Annotated in this window: 9 protein-coding genes; 7 read left to right on the forward strand and 2 right to left on the reverse strand. The window is 68.8% G+C overall.

The genetic code is table 11. The features are described from left to right. Positions 1–2: 2 nt before the first annotated feature. Together DFP89_RS14650 and DFP89_RS14655 are read right to left on the reverse strand one after the other, a co-directional pair. Positions 3–1781, reverse strand: a complete 1779-nt coding sequence (locus DFP89_RS14650; RefSeq protein ID WP_220269846.1) for a phospholipase D-like domain-containing protein — start codon at positions 1779–1781, stop codon at positions 3–5. Beyond that, a complete protein-coding gene (locus DFP89_RS14655) occupies positions 1781–2998 on the reverse strand; it encodes a hypothetical protein (RefSeq protein ID WP_114350141.1) in 1218 nt (405 codons plus the stop codon). Before DFP89_RS14655 ends, DFP89_RS14650 begins: the two co-directional genes overlap by 1 nt. Positions 2999–3300: 302 nt before the next feature. Between DFP89_RS14655 and DFP89_RS20830 the strand changes: the two genes are divergently transcribed. From DFP89_RS20830 to DFP89_RS14695, 7 genes are all read left to right on the forward strand, one after another. Then, positions 3301–3978, forward strand: a complete 678-nt coding sequence (locus DFP89_RS20830) for a thermonuclease family protein (protein WP_147273317.1) — start codon at positions 3301–3303, stop codon at positions 3976–3978. 315 nt (positions 3979–4293) lie between these two features. After that, entirely contained in the window at positions 4294–6252 is a 1959-nt protein-coding gene (locus DFP89_RS14670) for a hypothetical protein (RefSeq protein WP_147273318.1), read from the forward strand. Positions 6253–6266: 14 nt separating this feature from the next. Next, a complete protein-coding gene (locus DFP89_RS20570; RefSeq protein WP_245948769.1) occupies positions 6267–7484 on the forward strand; it encodes an AAA family ATPase in 1218 nt (405 codons plus the stop codon). A 10-nt stretch (positions 7485–7494) separates the two neighbouring features. Then, positions 7495–8520 carry a DUF58 domain-containing protein gene (locus DFP89_RS14680; protein ID WP_181870357.1) on the forward strand — a complete coding sequence of 342 codons (1026 nt, stop codon included), beginning with the start codon at positions 7495–7497 and terminating at the stop codon, positions 8518–8520. Further along, positions 8517–10130 carry a hypothetical protein gene (locus DFP89_RS14685; RefSeq protein WP_114350144.1) on the forward strand — a complete coding sequence of 538 codons (1614 nt, stop codon included), beginning with the start codon at positions 8517–8519 and terminating at the stop codon, positions 10128–10130. The genes DFP89_RS14680 and DFP89_RS14685 overlap by 4 nt, the downstream gene beginning before the upstream one ends. Next, positions 10127–12679 carry a VWA domain-containing protein gene (locus DFP89_RS14690; RefSeq protein WP_114350145.1) on the forward strand — a complete coding sequence of 851 codons (2553 nt, stop codon included), beginning with the start codon at positions 10127–10129 and terminating at the stop codon, positions 12677–12679. Before DFP89_RS14685 ends, DFP89_RS14690 begins: the two co-directional genes overlap by 4 nt. Beyond that, complete coding sequence (locus DFP89_RS14695) at positions 12676–13461, forward strand: hypothetical protein (RefSeq protein ID WP_114350146.1); 786 nt, start codon at positions 12676–12678, stop codon at positions 13459–13461. The genes DFP89_RS14690 and DFP89_RS14695 overlap by 4 nt, the downstream gene beginning before the upstream one ends. The last annotated feature ends 5 nt before the right edge of the window (positions 13462–13466 follow it).

Genomic DNA, 13466 nt, shown 5'->3' on the forward strand with positions numbered 1-13466 from the left:
CATCATGCGGCCTCGTCGATCCAAAGGGAGGGGCAGTCGTCCAGGTTCCACGCGGCCGCCACAGCGGCGAGGGCCGCGTCCAGCAGGGCGAGGTCGGCGCCGTCGGGGCACAGCCTCGGGTCGGCCAGCACCGGCAGCGGATTGGCCCCGGCACTCCGGAAAAAGCCGAGCATCGCCTGTTCCTGGGCGGCGATGGCGCAGAGGTTCTGGCGTAATTCGCGGCACCAGCGCTGCCAGTCGCGGGGGTCGATGCCGGCCTGGGTTTCGCCCAGGCGCACCAGAAGGCCCATCATGCGGCGGATGGCATAGGTCGCGGGCGGCGCGCCGGGCGCATCCGCCGCCTCGGCCATGGCCTCGCCGCCTTCTGGCCCATCCTCGGGCCGATCGCGGTCGGGCGGCTCGGGGAAACTGCCAAGGCCGGCCAGCACATCCTCGACCGTCATCTCGGGCGGCGGCGGGATGACCAGCACGCCCTCGGCGATGACCGGAAGCCGCCAGCCGCCCTGGGCAAGCGTGATGACGGACGGGGCCGGTGCCGGCCAAGGGCAGGGGGTGGCAAGAGGCGCGCCGTCGGGACCCAGCACCGCCACCGCCAGATCGCCGGGGGCCGACAGCATCCCCCGATGCCAGATCAGCCAGGACACCGGCGGCGGCGCGTCGGGTTCCTCGGGCCGGGTGAAATCCTCGCCGGCCTGCAGCGCGGAGGGGGCGACCGTGTCGTCGAACTGGATCGGCAACAGGCGGCGAATACCCTTGCGGCCACGCCAGTCCAGGCCTTCGGGCAGGTCGACAATCACCCCGGCCTCGAGATTGCCGCCGGCATTGGCGGCGGTCTCGAAACCTGGGCGGCTGAGATTGCCCGAGCCCAGATAGATCCGCCCGGACGCCTGCCTGTCGCCGCGGGCCAGCAGCGCGAATTTCGCGTGCAGCCGGGCATCGGGGCCATGCAGATCGGACATCGCGCGGCGCATCGTCCAGCCTGCATTCTCCAGCACCTGCGCGCGGGGCGCCAGGCCCTGGCAGGATTGCGGGTTCAGGAACAGGTCAAGCCTGGCATCCTGGCGCAGCAGCTTCCCTTGCAGCAGCGCCATGCGCAGCCGCTCGGGGACGCCGCCGTCCTCGCCCTCGGCCTCGAAATAGCCCGAGCCCAGGATCAGCCGGTCCGCCTTGCTCGCCGAGCCCAGGCGCTCGACGACCTGAACATTCAGCGCCTGCGCCCGGCTGTCGATGAAACGGGGCGTCCGCCTTGTCGCCGGCAGCTCGGCAATGGCGGCGCGCAACCGGGCATCCGGGCGTTCCCCGTCATAGTCCCGCTCGATCAGACTGCAATCGGCGCGCGCACGCAGCCAGTCGAACATCACCCAAGCGGCGCGCAGATCGGCCACGTCCTGGGGATCCGCTGCGGTGCAGTCGACGTCCACCGACCAGAACAGGTCGATGCTGTCGGTCAGCGGATCCTGCGTCCAGTTCCCGGTGCTGACGGCCAGGCGGATGACATAGCCGTCACCGCCCTGCCCGCGAAAGCCCAGCAGCGCCACCTTGGCATGCAGCAGGCTGTAGCCCTGTTTCCGCATCCACATCCATGCCAGGCCGGGAATGTCGGAAACGGCATTCACCGTCGGATGGATGAAGGCGGCCAGCACCGGGCGCGCCATTTCTCCGGTGAAACTGCGCCGGATCTGGCCCAGAACCTGCGGCGTCGCGGTGAAGCCGCAGACCAGGCCGAAATCGCCGAAGCAGCCCTCGGGCGGCATGAACAGGGTGTAGAGCGTCGTGTGCATCAGGCGGTCTCCTGCGCCATGGCATCGCGGCATCCGGGATTGACCTGCCCTTGCAGCTCGGCGGCGAGGCAGTGCAGGTTGTAAAGCCGGAACAATTGCGGGGCGAAGGCCGAGTCGTTGACGGGCTGGATTCCAGCATCCGCATCATCGCTCGCGACGGGATCGCCCGCTGCAGGGCCGAGGGCCAGATGATCGCTGCGCCAGATAACGACCGTGCCGTCACGCTCGGCCAGGACCTGCAGCAGGCGGTCGGGCGAAAGCGCCAGGATCTGGGTTAGAAACGCGCGGCTGACAGGCTCGGCTGCCGCGTCGATCCGTGGCCCGAACGCCTCTGCGATGCGGCGCAGATTCTCAAGCTCTGTCCCGGCCTCCCGCGCGGCGTCCTGCGGCGAAAGGCGCGCGGGCCGGCTTGCGTCGCGTCTTTGCAGCAGGACCTGCTCGATGCGGTCCAGCACCTTCAGCGCGGCGTCGCGAAGGTCGATAAAGGCAGCGCCGGCACGCAGGTCGATCCAATGCGCGGGGTCGATCCCCGGCAATGGGTCGGGACTGCCAAGCTGCGCGGTGCTGGGGCCAGTGCCGAGGGCGACCAGATTTCGGCGGCGCGTGGCGCCTGGATCATCCCCATCCAGCAGGCGCGCGCGGATCAGCTTGCGGACCTCTTCGGGGACCGGTGCGACGGGTGAAAGCCGTGTGCCCAGATCCGCGAGGCCATGCGGCCGGCCGCCATGCGCCCAGCCTGCCAGCAAGGCGCGGCACGCCTGCATCACCGGCAGGGCCAGCATCTGCCGGCCGGCATCATGGATGCGAAAGGCGCCGTAGCGGCTGCCCCGGACGAAGCCCAGGGCGACCAGCGGCTGAACCATCGCCATGCGGATCGGCTGCACGACATAGGTGCCGCGCCGGGTCAGGTTCTGAAAGCTCCAGTCGCTCAGGCCGTGCATCTTGCGGGCGCCACGAACCCGGCGGTCGGCCGGCCCGTCCTTGGCCGCGCGCATCATCAGCGCCTCGACCGCATTGCCGACCGGCAGGGCCGGCCGCCCCAGCTCTTCGGCGATCGAGACCGCCAGCACCGACCAGAGCAGCGGCATCGGAAACCACATGCCGCCCAGCCCGGGCACGGCCCTGTCGTTGAAATGCCGCACCGCTGCGGCAAGGCCCAGATTCTGCTGCCGGCGCTGCGAAATCACCGTATCCGGCGCCAGTATTCCCCAAGGCATCAATTGCTCCTGTCCGACCACTCCGGTCCTGTATGAAAGACCGTCACGTCAAATCAGGACGCATGTTTTAGGCGGCGCGCGGGAAAGTCCATAAGGAAGGGAAATATTTCGCTAAATTTGGTGAAAGCGCCGCCGGTCGTGATCGGTCGGGCCTGCGGGCGGCCCGGCGCGCGGGCGTGAAATCCCCGCGTTGCTGGCGGTCCGTTAAGTTTGTTAACAAATTGTTCGTATTTTTGCCCAGAGCGATCTTTCGCCCCCGGCCCGCCTCCGGTTACTGTCTGAAAAGTAACCGAGGCTTAACCATGAGATCGTTTCCCGCACTTCTCGCAGCTTTTCTGGGAATTGCTTCGCCCGCCATCCCGACAGATGGGCAAGAGCGCCCCATCCGGGGCTTGGCCTCGGTGATCGACGGCGATACGGTCGAGATCCACGACATCCGCATCCGGCTTCACGGCATCGACGCTCCGGAAAGCGGGCAGTCCTGCATCGACCCGCAGGGCAAGCCATGGCGCTGCGGCCAGCAGGCGGCACTGGCGTTGTCGAACCGGATCGGCCGCGGCACGGTGGACTGCGTGCCGACCGACATCGACCACTATGGGCGGACCGTGGCAGAGTGTTTCATGGGGCGCGAGAACCTGAACCGCTGGATGGTGCATGACGGATGGGCGGTGGCCTATGTCCGCTATTCTGACGATTATTCACATGACGAGGATCTGGCCCGGGCCGCTCGGCGAGGCATATGGTCCGCCGAGTTCGAGATGCCGTGGGACTGGCGGCAGGCCCGCCGTGACGCCGGCAGCGCCTTGCCGCCGCCCATCCAGCGCCTGCTGCTGAGCGCGCGGTCCTATTCCTGCGATCCGCGCAAGACCTGCAAGGCGATCAACAGCTGCGACGAGGCGGTCTGGTATCTGCAGAACTGCGGCTGGGGCGGAAAGCTGGATCGGGACGGGGACGGAGTGCCATGCGAAAGCATCTGCTGACCGCGCCGCACGGCGTCACGCATGGCACCAGCCCGGTCCCCCGTTCGGCGCCGGCAACAGCCGACGGCATCATCGGCGACGACCAAGGCGCCAACAATCCACGGAAATCAGCGAGATTTCTGCTATCACTCGCAGATCGGGCCGATTAGACAAGGGAAGTGGCCTGCTGTCGCCCCGGTGGTCCTCACATGCTGCAATTCGGATGCAACGACATTGTTATCGGTGATACGGAACAGGCTTCTCCAGCGATCGTCAAACTTCCGGCTCTTGTCCGACTTCGTATTGTCGGCGGTATCGGCGTCCCTTGCGGCCGCGATGGCGACGGTCGTCTGGGCGAACGGTGCCGGCGGGATAGTGATCCCCATGCTGATCGGGGTGGCGGCGGGCGTGATCTGCCTGGTCTCGGCTTTTCGGGCTGGCGCCGCGAAGCGGATCGTCGCGGCCTATGCCCAGGGGCGGCTGGACACGGAGAGCTTTCTCGAACGCCTCGACCCATGCGCCCGAGCCGCATTGTCCTTTCGAATGGCGGTGATCTGCCTGGGGCCGGCGGTCATGGCTTGCGTCATTGCGGCAGCCTTTCCGGGCCGGGTCGTCGCGGCACCGATCGCCGCGGCGCTCCTGGCCGTAGTCTTGCTGAGGTTTTGCGGTGCGGCTGGCTATCGGACGGGAGGCGGGTGGTTTTTTGACGCGCTCATACCGGACGAGGTGGTTCTGGACATGACAGGCTCGGCCGACGCATGGGCGCGGTTTCGCGCCGGCTGGACCTTGGATGGGCGGGTGGCGGTGCTGCGCCAGGCCGCGGCATTGCGCTCGGACCTGCCGCAAGAGGTTCGCCAGATCGTATTGGCGCAATACAGCCCGCACGCCATCTTCGTTCCGGTCCGGCTGGTGCCGAAATCCGTCGGCTCCGAGCTTCGCCTGATGCTTGCCGGCGGGCGCGTCGGCGGCGCGGCCATGGCGCTGGCGGCAATCCTCGCCTTGATGGCGGTGCTGCTGTTGCCGCGCGATCTTTTGCGAATCCCGGCGCTTAATGAACTGGAGCTGCCGGCCTTGCAGTCCCCGCCCGACGAGTCACCGCAAGATCCTGACACGCCGGCTGGCGGTCGGGACCAGAGTGGCAATGAGGCCGGGCCAGGCCCGTCGGGTGCATCCGGCGAGCGGGGTGCCGGTGCCGGCGGTTCCTCTGCTGGACAGCAGGGGGGCGACCCGACATCCGGCGAAAGTGCCGCTGGCAAAGGACAAAGCGGGCAGGCACCGGCGAGTGCGGATCGGCAGGACCAGCCGGGAGCCCAGGCCGGCGAGGATGCGGCACAGCAAGGCGGGAATGCCGCGTCGGATGCGGCCGGCGGCGCCGATGGCGAACAGCCAGGCGCCGATGACGCCGGGTCGGGCCAGCAGCCCGGCGCAGGCCCGGCCTCTGGCGAGGGTGGAGCCCCAAGCGAAGCCTTGGACGGCAGCGGCCCGGGGCAGAAAGCTGCGGATCAGCAGGGCCAGGCGGGCGAGGGCGGCGCCCAGGCCGGCAAGGATGCGGCTGAGCAAGGTCAGCAAGGTGCTGAGGCTGCATCCGATGCCGCCGGCCGTGGCAAGCCCGGCGCAGGCGAGGCGGGTCAGGACCCCGGCGACGGCCAGGCCGCTGACGCAGGCGGGGGCGATGCAGCATCCCGGCAAGCCGGCGGCGCGAAGGCTGCGCCGGCTGACAGCGCCGCGGGCGAAGGCGGCCGGCCGGAACCGAGCCGCTCTGGCGATTCGTCGCCGACGCAGGGCACCCAGGCCGGCAGCGACCCGGGCGCGACCGAGCGTGCTGGCGCCGGGCCCGAGGATACATCTGCTGCGGATGCGACTGTGCCGGCCGCGCCCGGCCAGGCGGGCGCGTCTTCGGATGCTGTGCCGGCCGATGAAGTCGCCGGCGACGCTTCGGGCGCTATGCGCGAGCATGTCGATCAGTTGCCCGAGGGCGGCCGGATCACTTGGACCAAAGAGCCCGAAGGCGAAGCGGATCGGGAATTGCGGATTTCGCCGCCGCTTGACGATGACACGGCCGGGACACCGGTCGAGGCTCCGGAGCTGCGCGAGGCTGCGCAGCCACCCCAGGCCGATGTGGCGCTGGACCTGAAGGCGGGCGGTCCGGCCGCGCTCTTTGCCGAGAAGGGCGCGGTGCCCGAGGCGGTCGAAGCGCGGCTGTTGCCGGATGAGTCCGCTCCGCCCCCATCGCAGGCGATGCCGGGCGAGGCGCGGCAGATCCTGCCCGCCTGGATCGACGAATTGATGAAATGACAGGAGCGATGCCCATGGACCAGATCATTGACCCCTCGTCGCTTGAGGCCGGCCATATCGCCTATCTCCGCGGCATCCCAGCCGCGGTCGAGGCATTGGACATGCATGGCATGGCTGATGTGGTGAACGCGCTTGTGGTGGCGCTGCTGACCGAAGGGCATGTCCTGCTGGAGGGCAACCCCGGCCTTGGCAAGACGGCGCTGGTGCGCGCGCTGTCTTCGGCCCTGGGGCTGGGGAGACAGGCGGTCGGTCGGGTTCAGTTTACCCCGGATCTGATGCCCGCCGACATCACCGGCACGCAAATGCCCGCCGACGACGGTTCGGGCAGGCTGGCCTTCAGCCCCGGTCCGGTGTTCTGCAGCCTGCTGCTTGCGGATGAGATCAACCGTGCCACGCCCAAGACGCAATCCGCGATGCTGGAAGCGATGGCTGAATACCAGGTGACCGTGCTGGGCAAGACCTATCCGCTGCGGCATTGGCGCGAAGCCGGCCGCCAGAGCTATCGCACGCCGTTCATGGTCATGGCCACGCAGAACCCCATCGATCAGGAGGGCACCTACGCCCTGCCCGAAGCGCAGTCCGATCGGTTCATGTTCAAGATCAACCTGTCCATGCCCGGGGCCGAGGTCATGGGCAGGATCATCGCCAAGGCGCTGAAGCCTCTGGATGCAGCGCAGCAACGGCAGGGAACGGCGGAGGATCCGGTTCAGGTCGCCGCAGCCGGCGCCCGGCTGCACGAAATCGCGCAATCCGTGCTTTCGGTCGGCCTTTCGCCCCTGGTGCTGGATCACATCAACAACCTGGTGCAGGCCAGCAACCGGCATTTCGACCAGTTGCGCGGCATTGGCCCGGCGCGGGTGTCCGGGCTGCGCGAACTGGTCGAGCGCCGCGTGACCTATCCGCTGGGACCGCGGGCGGGCATGGCCTTGGCGCGGGCCGCCGTGGGATGGGCCGCCGCGGTGCTGGTCGAGCCGGCGCAGGCGGGCCATGCCACCACGGCGCAGACGCCGCGCGCACTGGCCGAGATCCTCGTGCCTGTCCTGCGGCATCGCATCAGGATCTCGCATGACTATGCGGCCATGGCGACGCCGCATGCCGAGGCGGCGGCCCTGGACGATTTCATCCGCGAGCTTGCGGTCGCCTGCGCCCCCGACGGTCCTCCCGCCGCGGGCCGCTATGTCGAGGATTTCGCGAATTTCCTCGATCGGGCCCGCAAGGACATCCGGCTTTAGGTCAAGGGCGATGTCGGTCACCGATCCCCCGATCTCGCTGGCCGCGCTTGGCCGCGCCGTGCTGCGGATGCGACAGACCGTGCCCGCCGCGGGCCTGGGCGTGCATGTCAGGCGGCGCCAGGGCCACAGCCTCGAGTTCCGGGAATATCGTCCCTATCAGCGCGGAGACGATATCCGCACGGTCGATTGGCGCGCCTCGTCGCGCCTGCCGCGCCGGTCTGACCTGCTGGTGCGCAGCTTCGAGGCGGAACAGCAGCTGACCCTTGTGATCGTCCTGGACAACCGTCCCGACATGCGGCTGCCCGAGGCGATGCCGAAGCTGCTTTACGCGCTATGGGCGGTGCGGGCGCTTGCGACCTTGGCCCTTGGTCAGGGGGACGAGGTGGTGCTGGCCCGGCTGTTTTCCGGCGCGGCGCCGGCGATCGCCCGTTTGCGCGGTGGCAGCGGGCAGATCCAGGCGCGCCATTGGGCCGATGCAATCTGGCAGGACGGGGATGCCCGATCTGCAGATTCCCGGGCCGCAGATGCCCGATCTGCAGATGCCCGGGCCAGCGTTGCGGCGCAACCCGATTTCGCGGATCTCGCCGGGGTGGTCCGACGGTTGCGGCCGGCGGGGGCGGTCGTGGTGATCTCGGACATGCTCTTCGACGATCCCGAGCACCGCTTCATGCAGTTTGCCCGCGCGGCACAGAGGCAGAGGCGGTCGCTTTCGGTGCTGCAGCTGGACAGCCTGCAGCATGAGACCGCCCTTTTGCGCCGGGAGCGGGAATTCAGGCTGATCCGCCCCGGACATGCCATTGACGCGGGAACGCAGCAGTTTGACGAAAGCGTGCTGGCGGCAGCAGCGGATGCGGTTGCGGGACATCTGGCCATGTCGCGTCATGCGATCCATGCTGGCGGGCTGGACTGGCCGCTCGAGCCGGTGACATGGCCCGAACCCGATCTTCCGGGCGCCGAGATGCTGAAATCGTATTTCTCCCGGACCTTTCCCCGCCTGTCCATGCTGGCGGGCCTGTCTCTGGGAGGCATCGCGTGATCTGGGCGGCTGCAATCATCGCGCTTGCGGGGCTGGCGATCCTTGGCTGGCACATGCAAAGGCCGAGGCCGCGCAGCATGTCGGTTTCCTTCGCGCGGTTTGTCCCGCAATTGCCGATGGCGCCGTCGCGGGCGCGCTTCGCCTTGACCTGGCCCGGCGATGGCTGGGCGCTGGCCTGTCTGCTTGTGGCGGCGGCGCTGGCCATCTGGGCGCTGCTGGATGGTCGGCGCGAATACCAGTCATCCCGGCCCCGGCATCTGGGGCTGCGGGTGGTGCTGGACCTGTCGGCCTCGATGGGGGTCCAGGATGCCGGCGCGACGCGGCTGGCGCAGGCGCTCGCCCGGCTGGACAAGGCGCGGCGCCAGGTTGCCGGAGCTGGCCCGAAATCGGACTGTCTGGAACTGGTAGCCGTTGGGGCCGAGCCCGGAGCCGTGCAGGCCCTGCCGCTTGCCGGCGACTTGCCGGCGACGCTTGCAGGTGGCCTGCGCCACGAGGGCGCCGAGGTCGGCAGCCTTGTCGCCGCCGCCATGCTGCCGCAGGTGGATTGCGTGCTGACGCATGTGCTGGTGCTGACCGACATGCCTCCGGTCGCCATGACGGCGGGCGAGGGCGTGGACGTGATCTGGGATCAGGTCGGCGCCCCCGTCGGCAATGCCGGGATCCGGCAGTTGCAGGTGATGCAATCGGCCTTCGGCCAGACGACCTCCGAGATCCGCGTCGAGGGCGTGGTGTCCGGCCAGGATCTTCCAGGCGCGCTTGTTCTTGACGCTCCGTCGGGCCAGCAGCAATTGTCGATCCATCCGATGCCGGAAGCCGAGGGGCGATGGTTCGCAACGGCGGCCTATGCCGGCCCGGGGGAATATGCGGCGCGGCTTGCGGCCGCCGATGGTTATGACGGCGACGACAAGGTCGTGACCCAGCTGCAACGACCGGCGAGCCTCGCGGTCGATTGGCGCCTTTCCGACCTGGCCCGTCCCGCGGGCCTGGCCGAGGGCGGCCCCGGCGATCTGCTGGTCGCCGAGGGCGATGGACTGCCCGCGGATGCCTTGGCGCGGCCCGTGCTGCTGACCTATCCCGGCTTCAGCCTCGGTAACCAACCAGGCCATATCGGCCCGTTCATCGAGGATGCGGCGCTACTTTCCATGGTCAGTTTCGACGCGCTCGAGGCAGCGATGCCTTCCGCCTGGCCTGGCCCGCTTCCGCCCGGCTTTGCGCCGGTCCTGGTCGATGATGCGGGCGGTGTGCTGGTCGCGCGCCGTGAACAGCCGAAAGGCCTGATCGTGCCAGCGCCGGTCCCGATCCTGCCCGATCCTGCCCGTAACCTGTCGCTGACGCTGTTCTTTTCGGCATTGGCGGATCTGGCGATGCCCGAAGCACAGGAGCAGGCGCTGGAATGGCGTGACGGCCAGGGTCGCATCGTCGCCAATGCCTGGCGCGAAAGCATGACCGGGCGCCCGCTGGGCCCGCCCGCCGATCTGCATCGCCTGGCGCAGCTATCGCGGGTCAGCACCGGCGCTCCGTTCTGGCCCTGGCTCGTCCTGGCTTCGCTGCTGGCGCTCTTGGCGGAAAGGCTTCTGCGGCTGGCCCGTCGATCCGAGGCCGTGTCATGATCTGTCGCTTGATCGACGGCATCACCCTTGGCGCCTGGCAGCTTGCTTGCCCTGCCGCACCCGCCGCGCCCTGGGCTTATGCGGCCGCAATCGCCGGCATCGCGGCAACCCTGCTTTTGGCGCTGCGGGCGCGGAAACGGCCCCTGCCGCTACGCATCCTGACCGCGGCGCTGTTCGCCCTTGGCTTCATCCTGCTGGCGGTCGCCACCGAACGCCCGGAGTTGCGGCGCTCTCTCGACCAGGCCCAGGGCGGCAAGATCGTCGTCCTGCTGGACCAGTCGGAAAGCTTCTGGCGCGAACCGGCCCGGGCGCGCGGCGCATTGAACCTGGCAGCCGACCGGATCGAGGCGTTTCTTGCCTCGATGTCGGACGGTCAGGCGGCCGGGTGGCGCGGAGAATTGCGCGGCTTTGGCAGGGCCAGCGGCGGGCTTGGCGGCGAAAGCACGGCGGCCCATCTGGCCGACACGTTGCTGAGCTACCGGGTGGACCGGGCCGAAGACGCCAGCAACCTGCGGGCCGGGCTGCTGGACGGCCTTGCCGCCTTGCTGGGCGGCGACGGGCAGGGCAGGGTCATCCTGCTGAGCGACGGGCTGGCCAGCGAGGCTCCGGATGACGCGCTATGGGCCGAATTCCGGGCCCTGGGGGTTCCGGTGGACGTCATAGCGGCGGGCGCATCGACGCCTGCGTCCGGGCTGGTGGCGGCCAACCTTGGCCCGGAGCACCGCATCGGACAGGAGGCGGTGCTGCGCGGCACGACTCTGGGCGCTGGCAGGCTGGTGGTCATGCAGAAGGAGCGCAGCGATACGCTGGAAGTGGCAGGCGGCGACACGCTTCGGCCCTTGCGGCTGACCACCGTTTTCGATCGGCGGGGTTTGCAGGGGCTGCAAATTGGCTTCGACACGGCAAGCGTGCGGCAGCAGCGCAATCTTTTCACCCTGGTCCGCGGTCCGGCGCGCCTGTTGATCTATGGTCCGGCGCCTTGGGCGGATGCGCTGCCCGAAGCGCGCTGGCGGGTCGAACGGGCCAGCCCTGCCACGCCGCTGCCGCCCGCCGACTATGATCTGGTGGTGATCGACGGGCTCGAGCCGCAGGACTTTCCGCCCGGCCATGTCGACGAACTGCTGGCGGCGGCGGACGGGACCGGACTGATGATCGTCAACGGCGGGTTGCGGGGCAGCGTGACGGACGAGCAGGTGATCTCTGCCTGGAACCGTTCGGTCCTCGGCCCCATCCTGCCGGTCGATTCCGATCCGCGCCTGTTCGTGCAAGAGCCGCCGCCGCGCGACATCGTCGTCATGGTGGACGTGTCCGGCTCGATGGGCGGGCGCCGCCTCGGATCGGCACAAAGCGCGATTCGCGCCATCCTGGCGCAATTGCGGCCGCAGGACAGCATCGCGATATTGCCGTTTTCCAGTGATGCGCACAGGCCATTCCAGAAAAGCGCGGCCACGCAAAAGACGCTGGAGGCCGCCCGCCGATATACCGACGGGCTTTCTGCCGGCGGCGGCACGGCGCCAGAGACGACCTTGCAATCCTCGGCCCGCTTCGTGTCGAACTATTGCGCCTTCTTCTTCATTTCGGACGCCGAGTTCGAGCCGCCGAAATCCGCGCCGCAATGCTTCACCACCGCGATCTCGGTGTCGGATTCGCGGTTTCCGATGGATGTCAGCGCCTGGGGCGAAGAGATTCTGCTGGGTGAGGACGGAAGCGCCGACAATATCCCGTTCCGCTATTTCCAGCCCGAGGAGCGCAAGGAATATTACCGGGACGGCCTGTTCACCCCGCTGTCCGTCGGCGGGGACGGACTTCCCGATCCCGGGCTGGGCGTGAACGGGATGGCCATCACCTATCCGCGCAGCGATGCGCGGGTCGAGTGGCTGCACGCCCTTCCGCCGCCCGATCCGCTGTTTGCCTGGCGCCGGGATGCCCGTCGGCCGGGCGTCGTCGCGGGGGTTTTCCTTGGGCCCATGGACGCGCAATGGGGGCAGTCTGCCCTGCCGGCGACCGAGGCCATGCTGGAGCGCCTGCTGGGCTGGCCCGACCAGGACCGTTACCTGGTGCAACTGCTTGACGAAGGCGACCGCTATATGCTGCGCGTGACCCCGACCAGCGCGGCGGGCGTGATCCATCAGGGCGCCCTGTCGGCCAGCCTGACCTGGTCGAATGGCACGTCGAACGGCATCTCCCTGCAGTTCGATCGGCGGCAGGGGGCCTTTGTCGGCGGCGTCCCGGCACCTGCGGCCGGCGGGTTTCAACGCGCGCTGCTGGTCCTGCAGGAGGGGGCGAACATCCAGCGCATCCCGGTGGATTTCCCGCCCGCCACCGCCCTTTCCGGGCAGCGGGCGGAACGCCTCGATTTCGGCGTGAATGCTGAAATCCTACGCGCAGCCGAGCAGAAAACCGGCGGAATTTCGCTTGCGGAGCAGCAAATTTCCGCTTACCCCTCAAGGAGTATTCACGAGGTCGTTATTCTTGCCCATGCGTTCCTGTCTCTCGCTTTTGCCTTTGTTGCCGCGGGCGTCTGGTCCCGAAACCTGAGTTCGCGATGAGATCCGTTCTTCCGCGCGTCTTCCACCCCAACCGGCTTTTCGACGGAAATCTGGCGGCCGAGGGCCTGCGCGGGTTTCGCGCGCCCGAGATGGCCGTGCTGGCGCAGGCGCTGCAACGCGGGGTTCTGGCCAATCTTCGCGCATTGCTTGCCAGTCAGGCGCCGGTGGCCTTGACGGCGCAGGATGTCGAAGCACTGGTCCGGCCGCCTCCGGCCAGGCGGCGGTGGCGGCTGCGGCGTGCGGGGAAACAGCCGCCTGTTTCCGTGATGCAGCCTGGACCAGAGGCGGTTCGGTTGCTGTTGCGCAAGCCACAATCCTTGGCGTCGGTTGCCGTGCCGGGGCCTGACTTCGGTCCCGAGATCCTGTTGCGGGTGGTGCTGCGCCAGGGCTTCGCCGATCCGGTCTTCCTGCACGAACTCGGAGAGGTCTGCCGGACCTTTCTGTGCCAGCATGTGCTGTTCCATCCCGGCCCGCCACCGCATCCGGATTTTTCGCCGGCGGGGCTGGGCCTGCTGATCGTCTCGCAGCCCGGGCACCTGTTCGCCCCCGATGCCGGCCATGCCTTGCTGAGGGCGGCGGTGGCCGAATTGGCCGGGCCCTGCCGGCCTTGGGACCAATGGTTGCTGCGCCTGATGGGCAAGGCCCCCGGATGGGCGGCGCCGCCGGATCTGGCCGGCCTGCCCTGGGTCGTCTGGACCCCCGAGGCCGGGTTCGACGCGGCCGCGGCCGTCGCGGCCGGGCTGCCCGCCTATTGGCCCAGCATCCTCGACCTTGCCCCCTGATCAAG

Origin of the sequence: Paracoccus lutimaris (assembly GCF_003337565.1) — a bacterium.
GTDB classification, from domain to species: Bacteria; Pseudomonadota; Alphaproteobacteria; order Rhodobacterales; family Rhodobacteraceae; genus Paracoccus; species Paracoccus lutimaris.